Source organism: Embleya sp. NBC_00896, from assembly GCF_045207785.1.
GTDB lineage: Bacteria > Actinomycetota > Actinomycetes > Streptomycetales > Streptomycetaceae > Embleya.
Genome location: NZ_CP108776.1, coordinates 2,254,080 through 2,276,660 on the forward strand (window position 1 = coordinate 2,254,080; position 22,581 = coordinate 2,276,660).

At 71.7% G+C, this 22,581-nt stretch carries 25 protein-coding genes and 1 pseudogene; 11 read left to right on the top strand and 15 right to left on the bottom strand.

Translation table 11 applies throughout. The annotated features are described in order from the left end of the window. Positions 1–53: 53 nt before the first annotated feature. Positions 54–875, bottom strand: coding sequence for an SDR family NAD(P)-dependent oxidoreductase (locus tag OG928_RS10060; RefSeq protein ID WP_406281895.1), 822 nt, complete (start codon positions 873–875; stop codon positions 54–56). Positions 876–1,100: 225 nt separating this feature from the next. Here OG928_RS10060 and OG928_RS10065 point away from each other — a divergent pair, with 225 nt between their 5' ends. From OG928_RS10065 to OG928_RS10080, 4 genes are read left to right on the top strand one after another with little or no spacing between them, the layout of a single operon-like run. Further along, positions 1,101–1,406, top strand: a complete 306-nt coding sequence (locus OG928_RS10065; protein WP_406281898.1) for a GNAT family N-acetyltransferase — start codon at positions 1,101–1,103, stop codon at positions 1,404–1,406. A gap of 44 nt (positions 1,407–1,450) precedes the next feature. After that, a complete protein-coding gene (locus OG928_RS10070; protein ID WP_406281901.1) occupies positions 1,451–1,900 on the top strand; it encodes a (4Fe-4S)-binding protein in 450 nt (149 codons plus the stop codon). Between the two features lie 26 nt (positions 1,901–1,926). After that, entirely contained in the window at positions 1,927–2,451 is a 525-nt protein-coding gene (locus OG928_RS10075) for a hypothetical protein (protein WP_406281903.1), read from the top strand. 11 nt (positions 2,452–2,462) lie between these two features. Then, complete coding sequence (locus OG928_RS10080; protein WP_406281906.1) at positions 2,463–3,275, top strand: serine hydrolase domain-containing protein; 813 nt, start codon at positions 2,463–2,465, stop codon at positions 3,273–3,275. Between the two features lie 215 nt (positions 3,276–3,490). Here the strand turns inward: OG928_RS10080 and OG928_RS10085 are convergent, their stop codons facing one another. Then, complete coding sequence (locus tag OG928_RS10085; protein ID WP_406281909.1) at positions 3,491–3,643, bottom strand: hypothetical protein; 153 nt, start codon at positions 3,641–3,643, stop codon at positions 3,491–3,493. A gap of 7 nt (positions 3,644–3,650) precedes the next feature. After that, the gene (locus tag OG928_RS10090) at positions 3,651–3,911 is read right to left on the bottom strand and encodes a hypothetical protein (protein ID WP_406281912.1); all 261 of its coding nucleotides are present in this window, start codon (positions 3,909–3,911) and stop codon (positions 3,651–3,653) included. Positions 3,912–4,130: 219 nt separating this feature from the next. Between OG928_RS10090 and trxA the strand changes: the two genes are divergently transcribed. Further along, a complete protein-coding gene (gene trxA / locus OG928_RS10095) occupies positions 4,131–4,493 on the top strand; it encodes a thioredoxin (protein WP_406281915.1) in 363 nt (120 codons plus the stop codon). A gap of 309 nt (positions 4,494–4,802) precedes the next feature. On the opposite strand, the gene OG928_RS10100 is transcribed toward trxA, so the two are convergent. From OG928_RS10100 to OG928_RS10125, 6 genes are all read right to left on the bottom strand, one after another. Beyond that, positions 4,803–5,954: a PrsW family intramembrane metalloprotease gene (locus OG928_RS10100; protein ID WP_406281918.1), complete on the bottom strand. Its 1,152-nt coding sequence runs from the start codon at positions 5,952–5,954 to the stop codon at positions 4,803–4,805. Then, positions 5,951–6,538 (bottom strand): hypothetical protein, encoded by a 588-nt coding sequence (locus OG928_RS10105; RefSeq protein WP_406281920.1) that lies wholly within the window; start codon positions 6,536–6,538, stop codon positions 5,951–5,953. The genes OG928_RS10100 and OG928_RS10105 overlap by 4 nt, the downstream gene beginning before the upstream one ends. Positions 6,539–6,698: 160 nt before the next feature. After that, on the bottom strand, positions 6,699–7,154 hold the full coding sequence (locus tag OG928_RS10110; RefSeq protein WP_406281923.1) for a tellurite resistance TerB family protein: 456 nt from the start codon (positions 7,152–7,154) through the stop codon (positions 6,699–6,701). A 293-nt stretch (positions 7,155–7,447) separates the two neighbouring features. Further along, a complete protein-coding gene (locus tag OG928_RS10115; protein ID WP_406281926.1) occupies positions 7,448–8,503 on the bottom strand; it encodes an Ig-like domain-containing protein in 1,056 nt (351 codons plus the stop codon). Positions 8,504–8,878: 375 nt separating this feature from the next. Further along, positions 8,879–10,450 carry a DEAD/DEAH box helicase gene (locus OG928_RS10120; RefSeq protein ID WP_406281929.1) on the bottom strand — a complete coding sequence of 524 codons (1,572 nt, stop codon included), beginning with the start codon at positions 10,448–10,450 and terminating at the stop codon, positions 8,879–8,881. Between the two features lie 341 nt (positions 10,451–10,791). Next, positions 10,792–10,995 (bottom strand): cold-shock protein, encoded by a 204-nt coding sequence (locus OG928_RS10125; protein ID WP_020554660.1) that lies wholly within the window; start codon positions 10,993–10,995, stop codon positions 10,792–10,794. A gap of 289 nt (positions 10,996–11,284) precedes the next feature. On the opposite strand from OG928_RS10125, the gene OG928_RS10130 reads away from it, so the two are divergent. Continuing rightward, positions 11,285–11,761 carry a hypothetical protein gene (locus tag OG928_RS10130; RefSeq protein WP_406281931.1) on the top strand — a complete coding sequence of 159 codons (477 nt, stop codon included), beginning with the start codon at positions 11,285–11,287 and terminating at the stop codon, positions 11,759–11,761. Here the strand turns inward: OG928_RS10130 and OG928_RS10135 are convergent. Beyond that, positions 11,752–12,480 (bottom strand): rhomboid-like protein, encoded by a 729-nt coding sequence (locus OG928_RS10135; RefSeq protein ID WP_406281934.1) that lies wholly within the window; start codon positions 12,478–12,480, stop codon positions 11,752–11,754. The two genes, OG928_RS10130 and OG928_RS10135, sit on opposite strands and share 10 nt — an antisense overlap. Before the next feature lie 208 nt (positions 12,481–12,688). Between OG928_RS10135 and OG928_RS10140 the strand changes: the two genes are divergently transcribed. From OG928_RS10140 to OG928_RS10150, 3 genes and pseudogenes are all read left to right on the top strand, one after another. Next, entirely contained in the window at positions 12,689–13,636 is a 948-nt protein-coding gene (locus OG928_RS10140) for a DMT family transporter (protein WP_406281936.1), read from the top strand. 103 nt (positions 13,637–13,739) lie between these two features. Next, a pseudogene (locus OG928_RS10145) lies at positions 13,740–14,372 on the top strand (serine/threonine-protein kinase); the annotation flags it as partial. A 271-nt stretch (positions 14,373–14,643) separates the two neighbouring features. Continuing rightward, a complete protein-coding gene (locus OG928_RS10150; RefSeq protein WP_406281939.1) occupies positions 14,644–15,330 on the top strand; it encodes a tetratricopeptide repeat protein in 687 nt (228 codons plus the stop codon). A gap of 177 nt (positions 15,331–15,507) precedes the next feature. Here the strand turns inward: OG928_RS10150 and OG928_RS10155 are convergent, their stop codons facing one another. Continuing rightward, positions 15,508–16,008, bottom strand: a complete 501-nt coding sequence (locus tag OG928_RS10155; protein WP_406281941.1) for a hypothetical protein — start codon at positions 16,006–16,008, stop codon at positions 15,508–15,510. A gap of 222 nt (positions 16,009–16,230) precedes the next feature. Here OG928_RS10155 and OG928_RS10160 point away from each other — a divergent pair, with 222 nt between their 5' ends. Together OG928_RS10160 and OG928_RS10165 are read left to right on the top strand one after the other, a co-directional pair. Beyond that, complete coding sequence (locus OG928_RS10160) at positions 16,231–17,448, top strand: hypothetical protein (RefSeq protein ID WP_406281944.1); 1,218 nt, start codon at positions 16,231–16,233, stop codon at positions 17,446–17,448. Next, positions 17,445–18,320 (top strand): YhjD/YihY/BrkB family envelope integrity protein, encoded by an 876-nt coding sequence (locus OG928_RS10165; protein WP_406281947.1) that lies wholly within the window; start codon positions 17,445–17,447, stop codon positions 18,318–18,320. Before OG928_RS10160 ends, OG928_RS10165 begins: the two co-directional genes overlap by 4 nt. Here OG928_RS10165 and OG928_RS10170 read toward each other — a convergent pair. From OG928_RS10170 to OG928_RS10185, 4 genes are all read right to left on the bottom strand, one after another. Beyond that, on the bottom strand, positions 18,311–19,129 hold the full coding sequence (locus OG928_RS10170) for an AraC family transcriptional regulator (RefSeq protein WP_406281950.1): 819 nt from the start codon (positions 19,127–19,129) through the stop codon (positions 18,311–18,313). The two genes, OG928_RS10165 and OG928_RS10170, sit on opposite strands and share 10 nt — an antisense overlap. Before the next feature lie 46 nt (positions 19,130–19,175). Beyond that, positions 19,176–20,090: a carbohydrate ABC transporter permease gene (locus tag OG928_RS10175; RefSeq protein ID WP_406281953.1), complete on the bottom strand. Its 915-nt coding sequence runs from the start codon at positions 20,088–20,090 to the stop codon at positions 19,176–19,178. Continuing rightward, on the bottom strand, positions 20,087–20,953 hold the full coding sequence (locus tag OG928_RS10180) for a carbohydrate ABC transporter permease (protein WP_406290880.1): 867 nt from the start codon (positions 20,951–20,953) through the stop codon (positions 20,087–20,089). The genes OG928_RS10175 and OG928_RS10180 overlap by 4 nt, the downstream gene beginning before the upstream one ends. A 173-nt stretch (positions 20,954–21,126) precedes the next feature. Next, positions 21,127–22,500 (bottom strand): ABC transporter substrate-binding protein, encoded by a 1,374-nt coding sequence (locus OG928_RS10185; RefSeq protein ID WP_406281956.1) that lies wholly within the window; start codon positions 22,498–22,500, stop codon positions 21,127–21,129. Positions 22,501–22,581: the final 81 nt, after the last annotated feature.

Sequence of the window (22,581 nt, forward strand, 5' to 3'; positions counted from 1 at the left end):
CACCTGCCCGGTTCCCGACCCGAACAACAACCGGAGAGCCTACGAAATGCCGGTCACGCGCCGTCCGGCAGGTTGGTCCACCCCCGCCCGTCGGCCTTGCCGTACCACCCGCTCGCGGCCGTCGTACCGCCGTCCACCGGGATCAAGTGGCCCGTCACATAAGACGATGCGGCACTCGCCAGGAAGAGCACAACCTTCGCGTAGTCATCGGGTTCGCCGAATCGCGCCAGCGGAACCCACGAGCCGATCAGGGCGGGGTCGCGATCGCGCAGTTTCGCCTCGTATGTCGTCTGCGGCGTGTTCGCCATGTCCGGCGCGATCGCGTTGACCCGGACGCCCTTTCGGGCAACGTCGACCGCGAGGCTCTTGGTGAACGCGATGATCGCGGCGTTGTAGGCCGAGTAGACCGGGCAGCCCGGGATGCCGCGCAGGGCCTCCACCGTGGAGACGTTGACGATGCTGCCGGAGCCGCGCTCGATCATCGACGGCAGCAACGCGTGCGTAACGCGCAACACATGCTCGAAGTTGATCGCGTGCAGCGCCTGCCACTCCTCCTCCGTACTGCGCAGGAAGGTCGTCGAGGGCCGGTAGTCGCCGACGTTGTTCACCAACACGTCGACCCCACCCGCCGCGAGCGCGGCCGCGCGCAGTCGGGTCACGGTCTCGACCTCGCGGATGTCGCCGAGCACGACGGTCGCCCGGCCGCCGGCCGCCTCGATGTCCTTGCGGGCCTGCTCGGCGTGGTCCGCGTCGATGTCGTTCAGCACGACCAGCGCACCCGCGCGGGCGAGCAGGCGGGACACCCCGCCGCCGATGCCGGCGCCCCCTCCGGTGACGACCGCGACCTGACCGGCGAGGGGTTCGGGATCGAGCATGGGTGGTGCCTCCTCGGCGAATGTGACGATGCGTCAGATCTGCGCATGCTCTCCCAGGTCGCCCGCGAGGTCAACGGCGGCGCGGCCCCCCGGCGGCGGCGGGCCGGATCGGCTGGGTAGCGACCGGCTCGGGTATGAGTTCGAATGGAATGGATTCGAGAGTTCGAGAATTCGAAAGAGTGTCGTCGTCCGCATCGGGTCGACACACCGTTACGAGGGGATCACGTGAACATCGTCGTCGAGGACGTTCCCGAGCAGAACCGCTTCGAGGCCCGGATCGAGGGTGACCTCGCGGGCTTCGCCGACTACATGACCACCGACACCCTCATCGTGTTCACCCACACCGAGGTGGAACCGAAGTACGAGGGCAAGGGGGTCGGCGGCGTGCTCGTCCGGGCGGCGCTCGATCGGGTCCGCGCCGGCGATCGCAAGGTTCTGCCGCTGTGCCCGTTCGTGAAGGCGTGGATCGGCAAGCACCCCGACTACTTCGATCTCGTATACGACGCCCCGCCGAGCACCGTCAGGGACTGACCGGCGGCGGCGCGCCCGCCCCGACCCGATCCGAGTTGATTCCCATGAGCACCGCACCAGGCCCCGACCGAGGCAAGGCGTATCCGGCCGAGGACATCGTCGTCACCTTCGACCGCGGGCGCTGTCTGCACTCCCAGGAGTGCGCACGCGGGCTGCCCGAGGTCTTCGACACCGCGAAGGACCCATGGATCGACCCGACCCGGGCGCCGGCCGAGCGGATCGCGGAGGCGATCAGCCGCTGCCCGAGCGGCGCGCTGCGCTACACCCTCACGGGTGGGGCTCCGGAGGAGCCGATCCACCCCACCCGGGTCACCGTCGTGGCGGACGGCCCGCTCGTGCTGCACGGGCACATGGTCGTCGCCATGCCGGACGGCACACACCGGCACGAGACCCGGGCCGCCCTGTGTCGGTGCGGCTCGACCGGCAACGCGCCGTTCTGTGACGGCAGCGCCGGGTGCGGCCTGACCGGCAAGGACTGGGGTGCGTCGGACTGATTCCGCCCGGGCGGCATGATGGCCGGATGACCTCGCTGTTGTTCGTCTGCACCGGCAACGCCACCCGCTCGGTGATCGCGGGCGCGCTCGCCCGGGCCGCCCGTCCCGACTGGGACGTAGTCACCGCCGGGACCTTCGTGGTCGAGGGCATGCCGATCGGTTGGCGCACGCGCGGCGCCCTGACCGAGCTGGGGATCGAGGCGCCGGGGCACCGCAGCACACAGCTGACCCGGGCCCATCTGGACGCGGCGGACGTGGTGATCGTGCAGGAGTACCAGCACGTCGGGTACGTCCGCCGCAACCACCCCGAGGCCGCCCCGCGGACCGCGACGCTCAAGCGGCTCGTGCGCGACCTGGCCGACGACGGGGAGCCCCTGGCGACCCGGCTCGCGGCGCTCGGGCTCGCGTCGGTCGAGCTCGAACCGGACTGGGAGGACGTGGTCGATCCCGGCGGCGGCGAGGTCGAGGACTACGTGGCGTGCGCCCGGGAATTGACCGCGCTGATGCGGGATGTGATCCCTCGGTTGGGTGCACGCGTACCGTCGCCGTAGGCTCGACTCCCGTGGATAGTCTGCGCATGATCGACACCTGGCCCGTCGGCAGGGCCGCTGTGGCCGTCGTCACCCGGGACGGGGTGGTCCGCGGCGAGCACGGCCCGGTCGACGAGCCGTTCCGCCTCGCCTCGGTGACCAAACTGCTCACCGCCTACGCGGTGCTCGCCGCGATCGAGGAGGGCGCGATCGAGCCCGACGACGCGGTGGGGCCGCCCGGATCGACGGTCCGGCACCTCCAGGCACACACGTCGGGCCTCGCGTTCGACGAGGACCGCGTGCTGGCGGGGCCGGGACGGAAGCGGATCTACTCGAACACCGGCTTCAACCTGCTCGGGGACACCGTCGAGAAGGCGTGCGACATCCCCTTCGGGGAGTACGTGCGCCAGGCGGTCTTCGAGCCGCTGGGCATGGACGCGACCACGATCGGCGACTCGCCCGCGGCCGGCGGCACCTCCACCGTGCGCGACCTGGTCCGGTTCGCGGCCGAGCTGCTGGCACCGCGTCTGCTGGCGCCGGAGACGGTGCGCGAGGCCACGAGCGTGGTCTTCCCCGGCCTGGACGGCGTGTTGCCGGGCTATGGCACCAGGCGGCCGAACGACTGGGGGCTCGGCTTCGAAATCCGGGGCACGAAGTCGCCGCATTGGACGGGCACCACCAACTCCCCCGCGACGTATGGCCACTTCGGCGCGTGCGGAACGTTCCTGTGGGTGGACCCGGCCTTGGGCGCGGCGTGCGTGTGCCTGACCGACCGGGGCTTCGGGCCCTGGGCGGCGGAGGTGTGGCCGGTGCTCAACGACGCGGTGGTGGCGGAGTTGAAGTAGGCACGGCAAGGCATCTTCGCCGTCGAGGCCGCGCAGTCGGCCAATCTCGCGGTCACCGCGGTCCTGGCGGTCCCCGTCCTGGGCGACCACAGCCGCCCGGGCGGCTACGTCCCACTCGCGCCGATCGGCTTCGTGCTCGCCGTCGCGGGCGCGATCGCGCCGGCCCGTTTCGCCGAGGGCGCCCCCGATCAGGCGCCGGCCGCCGCCCACTGACGCTACGTCAGGTCGTAGTCCCCATCCCGGCCCGGGAGTTCGCCGTCCCGGCCGCCGCGTTCCGCGGGCCCGACGTCGACGCGGGACGGAAAGCCGACAGCTCCCGCCGGGACCGCGGGCGGGAGCTGTCGGTGCGGCGTTCCGCGCTCGATCACGGCCCGGTCACTCCTCGGGTTCGATGATCTGGTAGTCCAGCTCGCCGATGGAGTGCGCCAGCTCGGCCGGGGTGAACACGGCACCGTCGTAGATGAACGCGGGCTCGATCGCGGTCTCGGTGATCTGCTCGGCGCTGATGTCGAGAACGACGACGGCCCAGCCGATGACGGGGCACAGGACGGCCTCTTCACCGGCCTTGGTCACCTCGACGTCCCACCCGGGTTCGGCCGGGGCGAGACTGACGACGCTGCGGCGGGTGTAGCGCATGGCGGGACTCCTCGGCTGCACGGTAACCGGCGGTCGGCGCCGGTCCGATCAAGCCTATGGTGCCGGTGTGACTGTTGGGGTCACGGGGCGAGTGCAGCCGAGGGGCCGGCGGGGTAGGTGCCCGCGGAACGCATCCTGGAGTCGCCCAGGAATGCCCGCGCCCCCCTGCCTGTTGACAGGCTGTAGAGAAACTCGGGGCAAAGACGTTTGGGAGGACGCATGGCCACGGTCGCACTGACCAAGGAAAACTTCGAAGAGGTCGTATCCGGCGACGGACTGACCGTGCTCGACTTCTGGGCCTCGTGGTGTGGGCCCTGCCGGTCCTTCGCGCCGACCTTCGAGAAGGTTTCGGAGGCGACCCCGGACGTGGTGTTCGCGAAGGTCGACACCGAGGCGGAGACCGACCTCGCGCAGGCCTTCTCGATCCAGTCGATTCCGACCGTCATGCTGGTGCGCGACGGTGTGGTCGTGTTCTCGCAGCCGGGCGCCCTGCCGGAGGCCGCGCTCGTCGACCTGATCAAGCAGGCGCAGGGGCTGGACATGGACGAGGTCAAGCGCAAGATCGCCAAGGCCGAGGCCTGATCCCGCACTCTTCGTGGTCACCCGATCCGCGACCGTGATCGTTTGCGTCTGCGCGGCGATGGGCGTCTACTGGGGATAGCGAGGGGGGTCCGACATAGATAGACGCGGAGAAGCGGTCGAGTCAAGGCCGCGCACCACGCAATCAGGATCCACGAGAAGTGGATGGGCCCCTCTCGACAGCACTATCGCGGTACCGCAGTACGGCTACATGGAGCAGGCGACGGAGAAGCCCGCCGGACCGAGTCCGGCGGGCTTTTCCGCGTCGGGCTTCCCGTCTGCGTCGGGCTTCCCGCCGGACCGGGCCCGGGCTCACCGGATCGGCTGTCGGGCCTGCATGGGCCATCCCGGCGGCGTCGAGCGCAGATGCGGGCGCAGCGCGGCGATCTCCGCGCGCAGCCGCTCGGAGCGGGCGGGCTCCTCGGGATCGGCGCGCGGGATCCGCCCGGCCACGAGCGCGAGTTGGGCCTCCTCGATCTCGCCGATCAGCACCCGCACGGCGCGCTGCGGCGGACCGTTCCGGGCCCGCCTGCGACTGTGCCGGCGCGGCAGCAGCTCGGCCTCGTCCGGCCGGATCGCGCCCGTCGCGGCCTCCTCGGCGGCCACCTCGCGGAACCGGGTGAGGTAGCTCCGGCGCGCGTACCGGTACACGAACAGCGCGACGACCAGGTTGACCCCGATCTTCGCGAACGTGCCCCGCCAACCGGGCCCCAGGGGCGAGTTGAAGAACCAGTGCATCGCCATCGCGAGCGCCCACAGGCCGACCGCGACCGCCACCCGTCGGGCCGGCGAACGGCCGTCGCGCGCCACGACGTAGCCGACGCCGGTGCCCGCGACCGCGCTCATCGCCCAGTGCGACCCCCACGCGGTGATCCCCACCCGCACGGCGAACGACGAGTCGACCGAGGCGCCGGGGTCGGTGGCCCCGTCGAGCACGATCGCGTCGAGCGCGTACAGGAAGTTCTCCACGACCTGAAAGCCCAGGCCGACCAGCGCGCCGTACACCCAGCCGTCGATCGGGGCCCGGATCGCCCGGCTCGCGACCAGCGCGAGCAGTATGACGCCGCACAGCTTGAGGGTCTCCTCGTCGAAGGGCGCGGTCGCCGAGGCGCCCCACGCGTCGGCGACGTCGACGCCCCGGGCCTTGGCCCAGATCTCGCCGAGGCCGGTGTTGGCCAGGATCGCGCAGCCCGTCGCGGCGGTCATCCCCCACACCACGCACGCGATCGACACCGAGTGCGGCGGCGCGACGACCGGCCGGAGCCGGCGGGGCAGCAGGTAGCCGACGCCGAGGGTGAGCAGCAGCAGGAACCCCGCCAGGGCCGCGGCGGCGGAGAACACCCAAACCAGGTCGTGATATTCGAGGACGACCACCCCGAGTCCGAACAGGCACGCCACCAGCGCGATCACCGAGGCGACCGGCTCGGGCCGCCCGCTCGGCGACCGGACCACGGCAGGGTTCATGCGGCCCCCTCGGTGAAGGTCAGCGAACGCATCGCGGTACGGATGGGCAGCCACTCCGGATCGGGCGTGTCCGGCGGGGCCAGCGCGATCAGCCGGATCGCGAACGCGTCCTCGGGCCCGCGGTAGATCACGGCCCGCCCGGATCGGCCGCTCCGGGTGAGTGTGCCGACCATGCCGGCGGCGCCGTCGTCGGCGATCAGCGGGCCCGGCGGCCCCAGCCGGGCGTCGCGGTCGGCCACCCGCACCGTGTCGCGCAGGCCGCTCCACAGGTGGTCCGCGTCCTCGGCGGAGGGCAGCGAGATGTACACGACCGACAGGTCCACGTCGCCGTGCCGCAGGACGAACCGTCGGGACGGCTTGGTCGCGGCCCGATCCAGCGTCCAACCGGCCCCGACCCGGAACCACGCGCGGTGGTCGGCCGGCCCGACCCGGAACACCGTGCCCTCCTCGACCCGCTCGTCGCCGGAGATCCACGCGTTGATCAACGGCCAGCCGCCGGCCAACAGTGCCAGGACGGCGACGACCGCGATCGGCCCCCACCAACGAGCCCGCCGCGGCCCGGCGATGGTGCGGGCGTCGGTCATGCCTCCAACGTCCGCCGAGCACCGGGATTCCGCCCGACGAGGATCCGCCGTCGGGCGGAATCGGTCCCCCGAAAGGGTTGGCCCCGCGGCCCGGGTGGTTAGGTCCTGTCCGGCGGATCTTGGTGGATCAGCGGACCCGCCAAGATCCGCCGGACAGGGCCTAGAGTCCGAACTCGGCCGGAGTCAGGCCCACGGCGAAGCAGGCGTCGCGCACGACGGCCTGCTCGCTCTTGTCGAAGTTGCCGTCCGCGCCGCCGATGACGATGCCGATCTGGATCACCGCGCGCGCCTCGGTCGGCTTCTTCTTGACCTTGCCGATGTCCTGGAGCAGGGACACCTTGCCGAGCTCGAAGTCGGCGGCGAGCTTGGCCAGGTAGGCGTTGAAACGCTGTTCGAGGTCGTTCGCCTCGAAGTTGCGCAGCACGTCGTTGCTGGTGATCAGCGCGGTGACGCGCTGCCGCTCGGACGGGTCGACCGAGCCGTCGGCCGCCGCGACCAGGGCGCAGATCGCCATGCTCGCGTCCCGGAAGCCACCGCTCTTGAGCTCGTTCTTCTTGGCCTCCAGCTGCCCCTGCATCGTCTGGGCCGACTGCTTGAACTTGTCCCACAGAGCCATCGGGATCCCCTGGTTCCTCGCACACACGCGTACGAATCGAGCCTTCGATCTACAGACCGGTAGAAGATACATCGCGCCGGCACGGTCCGAAGAATCCATTCGCCACCGCTCGCCCTCGAAGGGCCGTTCGGCGGAGACACGGGGCACGGGGCGCGGCATCCCCGGAGGCCGCGCGCCCACCGCGCTCGGATCCCGCGCGGCGTCGCCACGTGGGTCCGGTCGAGCGTGTCCGTCGAGGCGAATTCGAGGGCTCCCACCGAGGTGGCCCCGGCGGAGGTCGAACCGGCGGTGGCTCAGCCCGCCAGCGCGCTCTTGGCCTTCCACCGGTCCCAGGTCAGCTGCCAGTTGCCGAAGCCGTTGCCGGGCTCGGTGGCCTCGGTGTTGTTCGAGCCCTTGACCACGACCGGGTCGCCGACCTGCACCCGGTTGAAGAACCACTCGGCGTCCGGGACGGTCATCCCGACGCAGCCGTGGCTGGTGTTGGCGACGCCGATGTTGGCGGTGTTCCACGCGGCCGAGTGGAAGAACGTACCCGAGGACGTGAAGTGCACGACCCACGGGACGTCCGGAAGGTTGTAGCTGTCGCCGAGCCCGACCGTGGTCGAGTCGAGCGTCTCCTTGGCGTTCTTGCTCAGGATGACGTGCGTGCCGCCGCGGGTCGGGAACTGATCCGAACCGGCCGACATCTTGATCGTCTTGACCGGGACGCCGTCCTCGATCACGGTCAGTTTGTGCTTGGGGACGTCGACCTCGACGGTCCGGCTGGTCCCGACCGTGAACGACGTCTCGTAGTCCCGGGTGAAGTAGGCGCCCGGGGCGCTCGCGACGCCCCCGAGATTCGCGTCGAGGGTGATCCGGGTGCCGGTCGGCCAGAACTCGCGCGGTCGCCAGTCGACCCGGTCCTTGCCGGACTGGTCCTTGGTCCAGCCCCACGAGCCCTCGACGTTCGGCGTGGTGGTGACCTTGAGGTTGCGCTCGACCTCTGCCTTGTCCTGGACCGGTATGTCGAACATGATCGATACCGGTTGCCCGACACCGAACGTGCCGCCGTTGGCCGGGCGCAGCGTGACCTTGTTGACCTTGTCGGCCTTGAGCGTGCCGAAGGTGCCGGTCGTGGTCGCCTCGGCGCCCTTCTTGCCGCGCGTGGTCGTGGTCACGGTGTACGTGGCGTTCGGCACGGTCCGCGTCGTGGACGTCCAGGTGCGGCCGTCCGGCGACGTCGTGCCCTCGATCGCGCGGCCCTGGCCGTCGGCTATTCGCACCGCCGCCAGCGTCCCGGAGCCGGCGGTCACCGTGATCGGCCTGCCCGGCGCGACCCCCTGCGTGCCGTCGGCGGGATCCACCGTCACGCGCGGTGTGTCCTTCGACTCATTCCCGCCGCCACCCGGTTTCGCCTGCGCCGCATCGGACTTGGCCGCCCCGTCGGACCCTCCCGAGCCGCAGCCCGTGAGCAGCGCCGCGGCTGCCACGAGCGGAAGCACGACAACGCAAATTCCCTTACGAGAGCCGGATATCAGGGACTTGAGCACGTGCTGACCTCACGAACTGGACGATCGGGAATGCCTCAACAGTAACAATGCGGATCAATGTCCCGGGTACACCGCATTGCGTGACGGCGTCGATACCGCGACGCCGGCGGGAGTGCGGAATGCGCGAAGCCGCGCCCGGGAGGAATTCCCGGACGCGGCTTCGGAGTTCGCGATTGCTCGCGTTCGACGGGCCGACTACGCGGCGGCGGTGCGCCGACGCGGCGCGGCGGTGCCGGCGGTCGAACCGGCGGAGCGGGTCCCCGCGGCCGACGACGCACCGGACGACGGGCGACGCCCGGTGCCGCTGCCGCCGCCCTGCCCGGGACGACGGCCGCGACCGCGACCGCCCGCGGAGCCGCCGCGACGCGGGGCCTCCGAGACCGGCGAGGAGATCGTGACCGGCACGCCGGACGGGACCTGGGCACCGGTGACGCGCGTGAGCTCCTCGTCGCCCGAGCGGACCTGGATGGTCTCGGCGGTGATGCCGGCGATCATCATCAGGCGGGCCATCTCGCGACGCTGGTTCGGCGTGACGAGCGTCACGACGCTGCCCGACTCGCCGGCGCGCGCGGTACGGCCGCCGCGGTGCAGGTAGTCCTTGTGGTCGGTCGGCGGGTCGATGTTGACGACCAGGTCGAGACCGTCCACGTGGATGCCGCGCGCCGCGACGTTGGTCGCGATCAGGGCGGTGACGTGCCCGCTCTTGAACTGCTCCAGGGTGCGGGTGCGCTGCGGCTGCGACTTGCCGCCGTGCAGCGCCGCGGCGCGGACGCCGCTCGCGAGCATCTGGCGGGTCAGTCGGTCCACCGCGTGCTTGGTGTCCATGAACATGATCACGCGACCCTCACGCGCCGCGATGTGCGTCGCGGCGGTGTGCTTGTCGGCCTCGGTCACGTGCAGCACGTGGTGCTCCATCGTGGTGACCGCGCCCTGCGACGGGTCGACCGAGTGCACGACCGGGTCGGTCAGGAAGCGCTTGACCAGGCGGTCGACGTTGCGGTCGAGCGTGGCCGAGAACAGCATCCGCTGGCCGTCCGCCTGCACCTGGTCGAGCAGCGCGGTGACCTGCGGCATGAAGCCCATGTCGGCCATCTGGTCGGCCTCGTCCAGCACCGTGATGCCCACGGCGTCCAGGCGGGCGTCGCCGCGGTCGATCAGGTCCTTGAGCCGGCCCGGGGTGGCCACGACGACCTCGGCACCGTTGCGCAGCGAGCTGGCCTGGCGGCCGATCGACATGCCGCCGACGACCGTGGTCATCCGCAGCTGCACGGAGTTGGCGTACGGCATGAGCGCGTCGGTGACCTGCTGCGCGAGTTCACGCGTGGGCACCAGGACGAGCGCGAGCGGGCGCTTGGACTCGGCGCGCTGCCCGGCGATCCGGGCCAGCAGCGCGAGACCGAACGCGAGCGTCTTGCCCGAGCCGGTCCGGCCGCGGCCGAGCACGTCCCGGCCGACCAGCGCGTTCGGCAGCGTGGCCGACTGGATCGGGAACGGCTCGGTGACGCCCTGGCGGGTGAGCGCCGAGAGCAGCGGCTTGGGCATGTCCAGCTCGGCGAAGCTCGCGACGGCGGGCAGCGACGGGGTCGTGCTGACCGGCAGCGCGAACTCGGCGACGGGGCCGGCGGTCATCGGCTTGCGACGGTTGCCCGACGGGGCGCCACCGCGACCGCGGCTGCCGCCGCCGCCGTAGCCGCCGCCACTGCGGCCGGCCGAGCCGGCGCCGCCGCTGCGGGCGTAACGGTCGTTCGAACGGGGGGTGCGATTCATGGAGAACCTTCCTCGATGCGGCGCGTATCGAGGACGTCTCCGCGGCATGACGCCGCACAAGGAGTCGCAAGAACGAGCCGGACTAGCTGAAAAGGCGAAGCGGTGAGCGGGTCACTCGCGTCGTGTACTGCGCAACGGTCGGGCGCCTGCCGAAGAGCGGCGGCCGATGTGCCGGACCGTGCGGGGCCGAGGCGACGAGGTCGCGTCGGGCAGGGTCCTGATCGGCGGATGTCGGGCATCCGCCTGGGGTGGTGCACCGTGGCCCTGTCTGGCCACGGGAAGGGCCCGCACCTTGCGGCGCGGGCCCTCGCTGCGCGGCCGGAGCCACGCCCACAAGCAAGTCAGACGATGTTGATGTTCTCCGCCTGCGGGCCCTTCTGGCCCTGCGTGACGTCGAAGGAGACCTTCTGGCCCTCCTGCAGCTCACGGAAGCCCTGAGCGTTGATGTTCGAGTAGTGGGCGAAGACGTCGGGGCCGCCACCGTCCTGCTCGATGAAGCCGAAGCCCTTTTCGCCGTTGAACCACTTCACGGTGCCAGTAGCCACGTATCTTCCCCTTCGGGGCAGTAACCGGGATCCCGCACCTTGCGAGACCCGAATCGTCGCGATGATTACCCCGCCCGGAGTTGGACACCGGAAAAACAAAAGTGCACCTGTTGGCTACAACCAGCAGGCGCACAGAAAATTCCATGGGAACCACAGCAGCAATTAACGTTAGCACGCCCGGCCCGCGAGCCGGCGGGAAGTTCCGGATCACGAGACGGTGAGCACGAGACGGGTGAGCACGAGACGGATGAGACGATGGGCGCTCCTCCCGGTTCCCCGAAAGGTTCGCGTGTCCTCCTCCGACTTCCCCGCGTCCGACGGATCGGCCCAGCCGATCTCCATCTCCCCCACCGGTACCCCCCTCAGCCTCGAGGACGTCAGCGCGGCCGGCGGATGCGGCGACGGCTGCGGGTGCGCGGGCGGCGGCATCGACATCGACGCCGACCTGCTCGACGCGTACGTCACCGAGCAGGTGCTCGTCCGCCTCGAATCCGAGCCGGCCTTCCTCGCCCGCTCGATCGCGGCGCTCGCCGCGGCCGACGACATCGACGCCGAACTGGCCGAGGAGATCGAGGAGTTGGAGTCCGACCCGGTCCTGCTCCTGGACGTGCTCGGCGCGACCCGCGAATCCCTGCCGGACATGGAGTCCGACGCCGTCGTGCTGCTCTTCCGCTACGTGATCGACCACGTCGCGCTCGGCCCGGACGAGTTGCCCCTCGAGGACCGCGTGATGATCGAGTGGCGCGTGGAGCCGGTTCAGGTCTGACCCGCGCGAACCCCGCCCGGAGGCTCCGCCGTGCCGTCACCGGCGGCCTCCGGGAGCGGGTGTCGAGGCCCCGGCCGCAGTCGCCCCGCGAACAGGAATCCGGACCCGAGCCCGATCAGCGCGGACGAGAAGTGCCCGATCGTGGTGAAGTCCGGCAGCGCGCCGAACCACTGCGCGGAGATGAACGGGTACACCACGCACGCGAGCGCCCACCACGGCCACAGCGCCCTGGGCAGCAACGGCGTGATCGCCGCTATGGCGGCCATCGAGGCGTAGCTCACGCCGTAGTCGAGCGCGTACCGGGTGTCCTGCGGATACGTGCCGGCGTCGATCGCCGCGATCAGCACCACCGCTGTGACGAGCGTCGCACCCACGTGTCCCAGGAGCGTGACCCCGACCGCACGCAGCGTGCCGATCCGGCGCTCCAGGAACGCCATGCAGATCCCGAGCCCGAAGCCGATCGTGAGCAGGTGGCCGAACAGCGTCCCGTGCGTATCCGCCACGAGCAGGCTGCCCGCCATCGCCCGGACCGGGTGGTGGTCGAGGTTGTCGAGGTTGGTGCTGATCGCCTCGACCAGGCGATCGGCCCGCGCGTCGGACATGAGCCGGCCGACCACGATCCCGTTCACCACGAGCAGGACCAGGATCGCGAACGTCGCGGGGCTGCGGCGCGGGTAGTCCACGACGCCGCGCAGGTACCGCGCGGGGCTCCGACTCACGGTGGGGCAACTCTCCTTGGGCCGACGCGGGGACGCGGCACGAAGGGTCCATGCTGCAACACCGCGGGGCCGCGCGCCGGCCCGGCCCCCGATTCGACGCCGCGGGGACAATTCGGTGGGCGCCGAAGTGTCCCGCCCCTACCTTCGTGTTCGAGCAGGGCGCTCCGCCGCCGGCGGACGCGGAACACGCACAGGTGAGGGGTCCTCGATGTCGGATTCACGTGCCGTACCACCGACCGCGGTCGACCGGAAGGCCGTCGCGGCGGCCGGCGTCACGGTCGTGCTGTGGGCCTCCGCGTTCGTGTCGATCCGCAGCGCGGGCGAGCACTTCGCCCCCGGCGCGCTGGCGCTCGGCCGGATGTTCGCCGGTTCGGTCGTGCTCGCGGTGCTGCTGGTGATCCGCCGCGAGGGCCTGCCGCCGCGCGCCGCGTGGCGCGGGATCCTGGTCTCCGGCGTGCTGTGGTTCGGCCTCTACATGGCCGTCCTGAACTGGGGCGAGCGCAAGGTGGACGCCGGCACCGCCGCGATGGTCGTCAACGTCGGTCCGATCGCGGTCGCGCTGCTCGCCGGTTGGCTGCTGAAGGAGGGCTTCGCGCCGCGCCTGCTCGCGGGCATCGCGGTGTCCTTCGCGGGCGCGCTCGTGGTGGGCGTCTCGATGTCCGACGGCGGCGGCGCGCCGCTGCTGGGCGTCGGTCTGTGCGTGCTGGCCGCGCTGTCGTACGCGGCCGGCGTGGTCGGCCAAAAGCCCGCGCTGCGGCACGCCTCGGCGCTTCAGGTCACCGCGTACGGGTGCTTCATCGGCACGCTGTGCTGCCTCCCGTTCGCCGGGCAGCTGATCGAGCAGGCCGCCGACGCGCCGCTGTCCTCGACCCTGAACGTCGTCTACCTCGGGGTGTTCCCCACCGCGTTGGGCTTCACCACCTGGGCGTACGCGCTCGCCCGCACGACCGCGGGAAGGATGGGCAGCACGACGTACGCGGTCCCCGCCGTCGTGGTGCTGCTCGCCTGGCTCTTCCTGCGCGAGGTGCCGGGCCCGCTGACCTTCGTCGGCGGCGCGCTGTGCCTGGCCGGCGTCGCGGTGTCCCGGGGCGGCGCCCGGCGGTCGATCGTGCGGGCACAGCCGATCACCGCCCCGGAGCCACGGAGTACGGTCTGATCCCACGACGGTCGGCGAGGGGGATGTTGTGGCAGCGGTGGGTCGGGTTCTGGTGGACCGGTACGAACTCGTGGAACCACTGGGCCGCGGCGGCCTGGGGCAGGTGTGGGCCGCGCACGACCGGACCGAGTCGCGCGAGGTCGCGGTGAAGCTCCTGTACGGCCCCGCCGACGACGAGGCCGCGGCGCTGTTCCTGCGCGAGGCGCGCACCGCCGCCGGGCCCACCCACCCCGGCGTGGTCGCCGTCCTGGACGTCGGGCAGGACGCCGACGGCACGCCGTTCCTGGTCACCGACCGGCTCACCGGTCGCGACCTGCGCACGATCATGCGCGCCGGGCTGCCGGAGATCGCGGACGTGCTCGCCTGGGCGGCCGGGATCTGCGCCGCGCTCGGCGCCGCGCACCGGGCCGACCTGGTGCACGGCGACCTCAAGCCCGCCGACCTGTTCGTGGATGCCGAGGGCCGGGTCGAGATCGTCGACTTCGGCCTCGCGGGCCGGCTCGCCGCCGTCGCCTCGACCACGACGCACCTGATCGGCACGCTCGCGTACACCGCGCCGGAACGGCTGCACGGCCGGCCCGCCGATCCGCGCACCGACCTCTACGCGCTGGGTTGCGTGCTGTACGAACTGCTCATCGGCGCACCGCCGTTCGGCACCGGCGAGCCGGCCGCCGTCATGTATGCCCAGCTGGACCGGGCGCCGGAACCGCCCGAGCTGCGGCGCCCCGACGTCCCGCCGCACGTGAGCCGGCTGGTCCTGGAGCTGCTGGCGAAGGACCCCGCCCACCGCCCCGCCGACGCGGCGACCGTCGCGAGCCGGCTGACCGCCCCGCCCGTAGCGCTCGCGAAGGGCCGCGGCCGCCGGCCGCGCCCCCGTCGACGCCGCCCCCGGGGCCGCGCCGGTAACCCAGCCGCCCGCGCCCCGTCCCGTCCCCGGCCCGCCGGCCTTCGCGCCCGTCGGTTTCACGGCCCCCGAGCCGGACGAGGAACCGGCGCTGCGCCAAGCGATGGCCGCCGGCGATCCGGAGGCGGCCGTGCAGTTGGCGTACCACCTCGCGGACACCGGCCGCGACGCCGAGGCGGAGGAGTTGTACCGCGAGGCGCTCGCCCGCAACCACCCGGAGGCCGCGCACGACCTCGCCGACCTGCTCGCGGCGCGCGGTCGCGCCGGGGAGGTCGAGGAAGCCGAGGAGCTGTACCGCCGGGCCCTGGCCCAGGGCCACCCGGACGCGGCGAACAGCCTCGGGATGCTGCTCGGCCGCATCGGCCGGGCGTCGGAGGCGGAAATGCTGTTCCGGCTCGCCGCCGGCCACGGGCACGACGACGCGGCGAACAACCTCGGGCTGCTGCTGGAGGCGTTCGGCCGGATCGACGAGGCCGAGCAGCTGTTCCGGCACACCTACGCCCAGGGGCACCCCGACGCGACGATCAACCTCGCGGGGCTGCTGAGCACGCGCGGCCGGGTGAAGGAGGCGGAGAAGCTGCACCGCCGGGCGTTCACCGAGGGGCACGCGGACGCCGCGATCTGCTTCGCCGGCTTCCTGGAGCGGCGCGGGCGCCTGCGCGAGGCCGAGGACATGTACCGCAGGGCGCTGGCGGAGGGCCATCCGGCGGCGGCCGAGCAACTCGTGCGCTTCCTCCGGGAACTCGGCCGCGGCCACGAGGCGATGTGGGTCGTCGGCGCGTCGGGGTGAGCCGTCGGTCGAGCCGTCGGTCCGCGAAGACCTCGCGGAGCCCGGCCTCCTGAGCGCCGGCCGGATTGCCGCGCACGAGTTCGGCCCGTCGCCCTCGAACGCCCCCGCACGCGGGCGGACGGCGTCCGCCACGCACGCGGCCCCGGAGGGGTCCGTGCGCGGCGGAAGGTGTTGCGGTTACATCATGGGTTCGTCGCGGCTTTCGTCGCGACGGTGCGCGCCGGTCCCGGTCCGGGTGCCCTCGTCTCGGGCCTGCCACTCGGCGGTGCGCTCGCTCGGGTAGCCCTGGGCGACGCTCCACTTGGCGGTCAGCGCGTACAGGACCACGAGATCCAGCCCGATCACGATGCTGGACCAGGCCGGGTGCGCGGCCAGGAAACCGATCTGCCCGATCATGTTGAGCATCACCAGGATCGCGCCCACCACGCGCGCCCAGGTGGCACCGGCCAGCAGGCCGCCGCCGACGAGCAGTTGCAGTCCGCCGAAGATCAGCAGGATGACGCCCCAGGTGGTGAAGTCCCACACCAAGAGATTGCCGGCACTGGTGACGAAGTAGCCGTCCTCGAACAATGCCGCGAACCCCTGGAAGAGGTTGAGGACGCCCAGGACGAGCATCGTGCAGGCGGCGAACGCCACCCACCCCGTCCAGGCACTCATCCTGTCGGTTGTGCTTTTCATGACCCACTCCCAACCCCGGCCGGACGGCCCGGAGGAATTTCCGCTTACCGATCGCCTGCCGTCGCGGGGGCCCCGCGATCTTGCGAGTCGGCCTTCTCGCACTTTGGCATGGTCTACATCCTTTTGCACCTTTTGCCGGGAAGCGTGGGGGGAATCCGAGTAGATCCGCGGATTTCATGGAACTGGCACCGGACACCGACCCCGAGCGAAAGGACACCGGCGATGTCCCAGGCCGACGAGCGGGTCCGGCCACGGCACCGGTTGCGGCTCGCCCTGGCGTGCCTGCTGATCGTCCTCGGGTGCGTGCTCGCGCCGGTGGCCGTCGCGGCGGCGTGGGCCGACGACGAGGTGGTCGATGCCGACCGGTTCGTCGCGACGCTCGCCCCGCTGTCCTCGAACGCGGCCGTCCAGGACGCGGTCGCCGACCGGGTGGCCCAAGCCACCGTGGCGGCCGTGGACACGCCGGGTCTGCTGGACGCGCTGCGTCAGGCGCTGGGGGGCGGCCTCGGCGACGGGTCGGACCCGATCGGGGACCTGGTGGCGGGCGCGGCGGACGCGGCCGCGCACGCGGTCGTCGCCAGTGACATCTTCCCCCCCATCTGGACCGACGCGGTGCGGATCGCGCACGCCTCCGCGCTGGACGCGCTCCGGGGCGAGGAGGGCGGCGCGCTGACCGACGAGAACGGCGAGGTGGTCCTCGACCTGGGCCCGGTGGTCGACCGGGTCCGGCAGAGCCTGGTCGACGAGGGCCTCCCGGTCGCCGCGGCGATCCCGGACACCGACCGAAGGTTCGTGCTGCTGCACGGCGCCGGGTTGCGCGAGAGTCGGGACGTGTTCCGGTTCGTGGACGCCGCCGGCACGTGGTTGCCGATCGTCGTGGTGGCACTGCTGGTGGCCGGCGTGTGCGTCGCGCCCCGGCGCCGTCCGGCGCTCATGTGGACCGGCGTGGGCATCGTGGTCGGGATGCTGGCGCTCGGGGTCGCGCAGCACCTGGCGCGGCGCGCGTACCTGGACGACCTGCCGGCGGACGTGCCGCGCGACGCGGCGGCGGCGATCTACGACGCGCTCGTGCGCTTCCTGCGGCACACCACGCGCACGGTCGGCGTCGCGGCGCTCGCGCTCGCGGTCGCGGCCTTCCTGGCCGGGCCGGCGCGGTCGGCCGGCACGGTCCGGCACGGGCTCGCGGCCGGGCCCGACGCGGCGGGGCGCTCGATCGCGCGGGCGGGCCTGGGCACCGGCTCGGTCGGGCGCTTCGTGGCCGCCCACCGGGGCCCGGTGTACGGCGCGGTGGGCGTGCTCGGCGGCGTCTGGCTCGTGTGGTGGAACCACCCGACCGTGTCGTCGGTGCTGCTGATCCTGCTCGTGCTGCTCGGGGTACTCGCCGTCCTGGAGACGATCGCGGCCGCCGGCGCGGCGGTCCCGGCCGACGCGGCGCGGTGAGCGTGGCGGCTCCCGCGCGCGGCTTCGTCGATCGGCTCCGGCACCGGATCGCGGACCTGCCGTTGACGCCGTTCCTGGGGCGGCTGACCAAGCGGTTCCTGGCGGTCAACAGCTTCGAGGCGGCCACGACGCTGGCCGCGAAGGCGTTCCTGACCGGGGTGCCGGCGCTGTTCGTGTTCGCGGCGTTCGCGCCCGACCCGATGCGCGAGCAACTCATCGACTCGCTGCGCGCGGTGCTGGGGCTGCGCGAGGGCACGTTGAGCGAGGTCACGCAGGTGTACGGCGCGGGCGAGCACCTGCGCCAACAGACCGGCGTGTTCAGCGCCGTGTTCACCCTCCTGATGGCGGCCCAGGTCGCGCGCACCCTGCAACGGCTGTGCCGGCGCGCGTGGTTGGTGACCGCCCGCGCGCCCGTGCCCCGGCAGATCTGGCGCTGGCTGTTGTGGCTGCCGGCGTGGCTCACGGTCCTGTTGCTCCAGGCCTATTTTCACGACGGTTTCGGATTCGGTCCGTGGCTGGGCCTCGTCGTGTCGCTCGTGGTGTCGATGCTGGTGTGGTGGTGGACCCAACACCTCCTCCTGGAGGGCCTGATCGGCTGGTTGCCGCTGCTGCCCGGTGCCGTCCTGGCCGGTGCCGGCATGGTCGCGGTGCAGTACGCCTCGCATCTGGTGATGCCGCGGACCGTGGCGCGCAGCGTCGCCGAGTTCGGCCCGTTCGGGCTGGTGCTCACGCTCATGTCGTGGCTGATCGCGGGCTGTGCGGTGGTGGTCTTCGCGATCACGATCGGCGCGTTCCTGGCCGAGGAGGAGCCGTTCCGGCGGTGGCTGGGGTCGCCCTCGGCCCCGACGCCGATCGAACTGCCTCAGGACTGACCGGAGCTCTGTCCCGTCCGCCGGAACTCCGACGGGGACTGCTCCACCCGTCGGGAGAACAGCCGGGCGAAGTACGCCGGGTCGTCGTACCCGACGTTGCGGGCCACCTCGTGGATGGACTGATCGGTGGCCAGCAGCAGCCGCTTGGCCCGGGAGAGCCGGGTGCGCACGATGTACTCCTTGGGCGTGGTGCCGGTGGCGCGCTGCATCTCGCTGCGCAGTCCGGCCTCGTCCAGCCCCAGGCGCCGCGCGTGCTCGCCGACGGTGAGCGGCTCGGTGGCGTGCTCGTCGAAGTAGCGGACCACGCGCGAGCCGTCCTCGTCGACCCGGATGGTCTTGAGGTCGATGATCAGCTGGTGCACGATCGCCGACGTGACCACCTCGCGGTTCGGCGCGCCCGGCTCGACCGCGGTCAGCAGCCGGTCGAAGCCCGCGCGCAGCGGCCGGACCCCGCCGAGCGACATCACCGGTTCGGCCCGGTCCAGGAAGCCCAGGTCCTCGTACGCCGCGGCGGTCGGCCCCTCGAACAGCACCCAGTGCTCGCGCCAGCCCGTGGGGTCGGGGGTGTACGCGTGGTACTCGCCGGGGAAGAGCAGGAACGCGGCGGGCGCCTGCACGGGGATCCGCGGCGCGTGCCGGTTGCCGGACCGGAACCAGCCCGATCCGCCGGTGATCAGGGTGAGTTGGTAGCACCCGAGCACCCGGCCCTCGAACTGCATCGCGGTGACCTGCTGCCACCCGACGCCCAGGCACACCAGGCCGAGCCGCTGGTGCTCCTTGGCGGGCGTGAGGTAGCGCGCGAAGATCATGGTGCGCCGATCGTACGGCGAACGCCGCCGGCCGAGAAGGCGGCGCTCACGCCTTCACCCCGCCCGCGACCAGGTCGGTGCGCCAGAACCGCTGGAGCGACCAGAACGCGGCGACCAGCGGGATCACCGAGACCAGCGCGCCCACCACCACGAGGTTGGCGTGCGGCTGGTTGAGGTCGCCGTTCCACGCGTTCAGGCCGAGCGTGACCGGCCACAGGTGCTGGTTGTTGAGCGTGATCAGCGGCAGGAAGAAGTTGTTCCAGACCGCGACGAGCTGGAACAGGAAGATCGTCACGAGCGCGGGCGACATGATCCGCAGCCCGATCGTGTAGAAGATCCGGAACTCGCTCGCGCCGTCCAGCCGGGCCGCCTCGATCAGTTCGTCCGGCACGGACGCCTCGGCGTAGGTCTTGGCGAGGAAGACCCCGAACGGGCTCACCGCGGCGGGCAGCAGCACCGCCCACACCGTGTCGACCAGGTGCACCTTGGACAGCATCAGGTAGATCGGCAGTGCCAGCATCGGGGTGGGGATCAGCACCGCGCCCAGGATCACCGAGAAGATCGCGCCGCGGCCGCGGAAGTTGTACTTGGCCAGCCCGTACCCGGCCATCGCGGCCAGGAAGGTCGCGAACACGCCGCCGCCGACCGCGTACAGCACGGAGTTGAACACCCAGCGCAGGAAGATGCCGTCGTCCTCGGTGAAGAGTTGGCGCAGGTTGGCGCCCAGGTTCCAGTCCGCGAACCAGAAGCCGTTGCTGCCGAACAGATCGCTGGAGGACTTCGTGGCCGAGACGAGCAGCCACCACACGGGCATCAGGAAGTAGGTCGCCACCAGGAACAGGAAGGCGGTGGTGAGCACCTGCGAACGGACCGGCCGGGTCCGGCCCTTGGGCTCGCGCTGCGGCTGCTCCGGCGCCGGCTCGCGCGTGGGGCCCGCGGTCGGGGTCGTCAGCGTCGTCACAGCGAGGACCTGCCGTTCGTGAGCCGGGTGGAGAGCTTGAGGACGGCGAAGGAGAGCACGCACGTGCCGAGCGCGAGCAACACCGAGACCGCGGCACCCTGCCCGTAGTCGTTGTTCTCCACGGCCTTGTGGTACGCCGTCATGATCGGGGTGTAGTCGGCGTCCACCGAGGAGGTCAGCGGTCGCAATACGCGCGGCTCGGTGAACAGCTGGAGCGTGCCGATCACCGAGAACACCGTGGTGAGCGCGATCGCCGGCGCCACCAGCGGCACCTTGATCCGCCAGGCGATCCGCCACGGGCCGCACCCGTCCAACTCGGCGGCCTCGTACAGCTCCTGCGGGATGGCCTGCAGCGCGGAGTAGATGACCAGCATGTTGTAGCCGGTCCAGGTCCAGGTGACGACGTTGGCGATCGACCACAGGACCGCGTCCTCGCCGAGGAAGTCGGACGGCAGCCCGACCGCGTCCAGCATGCTCACCAGCGGGCTGGAGCGCGGCATGTACAGGAAGGCCCACAGGATCGTCGCGACGACGCCGGGGATCGCGTAGGGCAGGAAGTAGGCGGTGCGGAAGAAGCCCTTCAGGCGGGCCGACTTCGCGTCCAGGAGCAGCGCGAGCAGGAGGGCGAGGCCGAGCATGACCGGCACCTGGACGACGCCGAACAGCAGCACCCGGCCCACGCCGTGCCACAGCGCGTCGTCCTGGAGCGCCTTGGTGTAGTTCTCGACACCCGCGTACACCCGCTTGGGCGGGGTCAGGCCGAGGCCGGAGCGCTGCATCTTGTGCAGGCTCTCGACGATCGCGTAGCCGACGGGGACGGCATACATCGCGACGAACAGCACGCCGAACGGCGCGAGGAACATCAGGGGCGCGGACCGCCGGCGCTTGCGCCGCGGGATCGGTGCGCTCAAGGGCGGGCTCCCGGTGGATGTGTGGTGGGCCGGCGGCGGAGTGCCCGCCGTCCGCGCGAGGTGTGACGCGACGGACGGCGGGGCACGGTGCGAACTGCCTTCGGTATCGCGGTGGGTGCCGGAGGTCAGCCCGCGGCGGCCTTCAGGCCCTTGTCCTGGATGGCCTTGATCGTGGTGCCCTGGACGCCGGTCAGCGCGTCGGCGAGCTTGCCGTTCCCGGCGCCGGCCTTGCCGACCCGGTCGGTGAGGTCGGCCGAGACCTGGGTCATCGTGGGACCCCACTGCCAGCCGGTCGCGGCCTGCGTCGCGGAGTCCTTGAAGATGTCGTAGATCTTCGCGTTGCCGAAGTACGCGGACGGCTGTTGCATCGCCTCCAGGCTCGCGCCGGACGTGGCCGCCGGGTAGATGCCGGCGTCCTTGACCAGCGTGGTCAGGCTCGCGGTGTCGCTGCTCATCCAGTCCGCGAAGGTCACCGCGGCCTTGGTGTTCTTGCAGCCCTTGAGCACGGCCGTGCCGGAGCCGCCGATGTTGCCGGTGGCCTTGGCGTTCGCGTCCCACTGCGGCATCGGCGCGACCGCCCACTTGCCGGCCGCGTCCTTGGCGTTCTCCTCCAGGAGCGCGGTGAACCAGACCGGTCCGACGTAACTGGCGACGCTGCCGTCGGCGAAGCCCTTGAACCAGTCGGGGGTGAACGTCGGGTCGGACGAGACGACCTTCCGGTCCAGCAGCTGCTGCCAGTACTGGTTGACCTTCTGCGTGCCCGGCTCGGTCATCGACACCTTCCAGGTGTCGCCGTCGGGCTTGAACCAGGTGCCGCCGTTCTGCCACGCCATGCCCGCGTACCACCACGGGTCGTTGCCGCCGAACGCCGAGTAGGCCACCGCGGGGTCGGCCGCGTGCACCTTGTCGGCCTGTTGGGCGAACTCGTCCCAGGTCTTGGGCGGGGTGATGCCGTTCTTCGCGAACACGTCGGTGCGGTAGAACATCGCGACCGGTCCGGTGTCCACGGGGATGCCGTAGGTCTTGCCCGCGACGCTCATCTGCGACCACGCGCCGGGCGAGTACTTCGACTTCACCGCCGCGGCGTCCTTGTCCACGTCCTGGAGCGCGCCCTCGACGAGGAAGCTGGGCAGCGTCTCGTAGCCCATCTGCGCCAGGCACGGCGCGTTGTTCGCCTTCACCGCGGCGAGCATCTTGGCGTAGCCGCCCTTGGAGCCCGGCTCGACCTTGTTGTAGTTGACGTGGATCGCGGTCTGCGATGAGTTGAACGCGGTCACGGCCTTCTCGTAGGCCGGGTTCCAGCCCCAGAAGTCGAGCTGCGCGGTACCGCCGCCCTGCGACCCGGGCGCCTTGTCGCCCTGGCTCGCCTTGTCGGTCTTGTCGCCGGAGTCCGAGTCGGAGCCGCAGGCGGTGAGCGCGGTCAGGGCCGCGATCGTCGCCGCGACGGCTGCGCGGCGGGCCGTGTGTCCGGCGCGGCGCGGGCGGGTTCTACCCCACATGAGGTTGGCCGTCCCTTCGGTGAAGTGGGCAGGGCTCGACGGAGCCCGGCGAGTGTCGGAGGCAGTGGAGGCTGTCTTGGC

Coding starts and splice junctions, on each gene's coding strand:
- OG928_RS10060 (WP_406281895.1), bottom strand. CDS start 875: ATGCTCGATCCCGAACCCCTCGCCGGTCAGGTCGCGGTCGTCACCGGA.
- OG928_RS10070 (WP_406281901.1), top strand. CDS start 1,451: ATGAGCACCGCACCAGGCCCCGACCGAGGCAAGGCGTATCCGGCCGAG.
- OG928_RS10075 (WP_406281903.1), top strand. CDS start 1,927: ATGACCTCGCTGTTGTTCGTCTGCACCGGCAACGCCACCCGCTCGGTG.
- OG928_RS10090 (WP_406281912.1), bottom strand. CDS start 3,911: ATGCGCTACACCCGCCGCAGCGTCGTCAGTCTCGCCCCGGCCGAACCC.
- trxA (WP_406281915.1), top strand. CDS start 4,131: ATGGCCACGGTCGCACTGACCAAGGAAAACTTCGAAGAGGTCGTATCC.
- OG928_RS10100 (WP_406281918.1), bottom strand. CDS start 5,954: ATGAACCCTGCCGTGGTCCGGTCGCCGAGCGGGCGGCCCGAGCCGGTC.
- OG928_RS10105 (WP_406281920.1), bottom strand. CDS start 6,538: ATGACCGACGCCCGCACCATCGCCGGGCCGCGGCGGGCTCGTTGGTGG.
- OG928_RS10110 (WP_406281923.1), bottom strand. CDS start 7,154: ATGGCTCTGTGGGACAAGTTCAAGCAGTCGGCCCAGACGATGCAGGGG.
- OG928_RS10120 (WP_406281929.1), bottom strand. CDS start 10,450: ATGAATCGCACCCCCCGTTCGAACGACCGTTACGCCCGCAGCGGCGGC.
- OG928_RS10140 (WP_406281936.1), top strand. CDS start 12,689: ATGTCGGATTCACGTGCCGTACCACCGACCGCGGTCGACCGGAAGGCC.
- OG928_RS10150 (WP_406281939.1), top strand. CDS start 14,644: ATGGCCGCCGGCGATCCGGAGGCGGCCGTGCAGTTGGCGTACCACCTC.
- OG928_RS10155 (WP_406281941.1), bottom strand. CDS start 16,008: ATGAAAAGCACAACCGACAGGATGAGTGCCTGGACGGGGTGGGTGGCG.
- OG928_RS10160 (WP_406281944.1), top strand. CDS start 16,231: ATGTCCCAGGCCGACGAGCGGGTCCGGCCACGGCACCGGTTGCGGCTC.
- OG928_RS10170 (WP_406281950.1), bottom strand. CDS start 19,129: ATGATCTTCGCGCGCTACCTCACGCCCGCCAAGGAGCACCAGCGGCTC.
- OG928_RS10180 (WP_406290880.1), bottom strand. CDS start 20,953: ATGTTCCTCGCGCCGTTCGGCGTGCTGTTCGTCGCGATGTATGCCGTC.
- OG928_RS10185 (WP_406281956.1), bottom strand. CDS start 22,500: ATGTGGGGTAGAACCCGCCCGCGCCGCGCCGGACACACGGCCCGCCGC.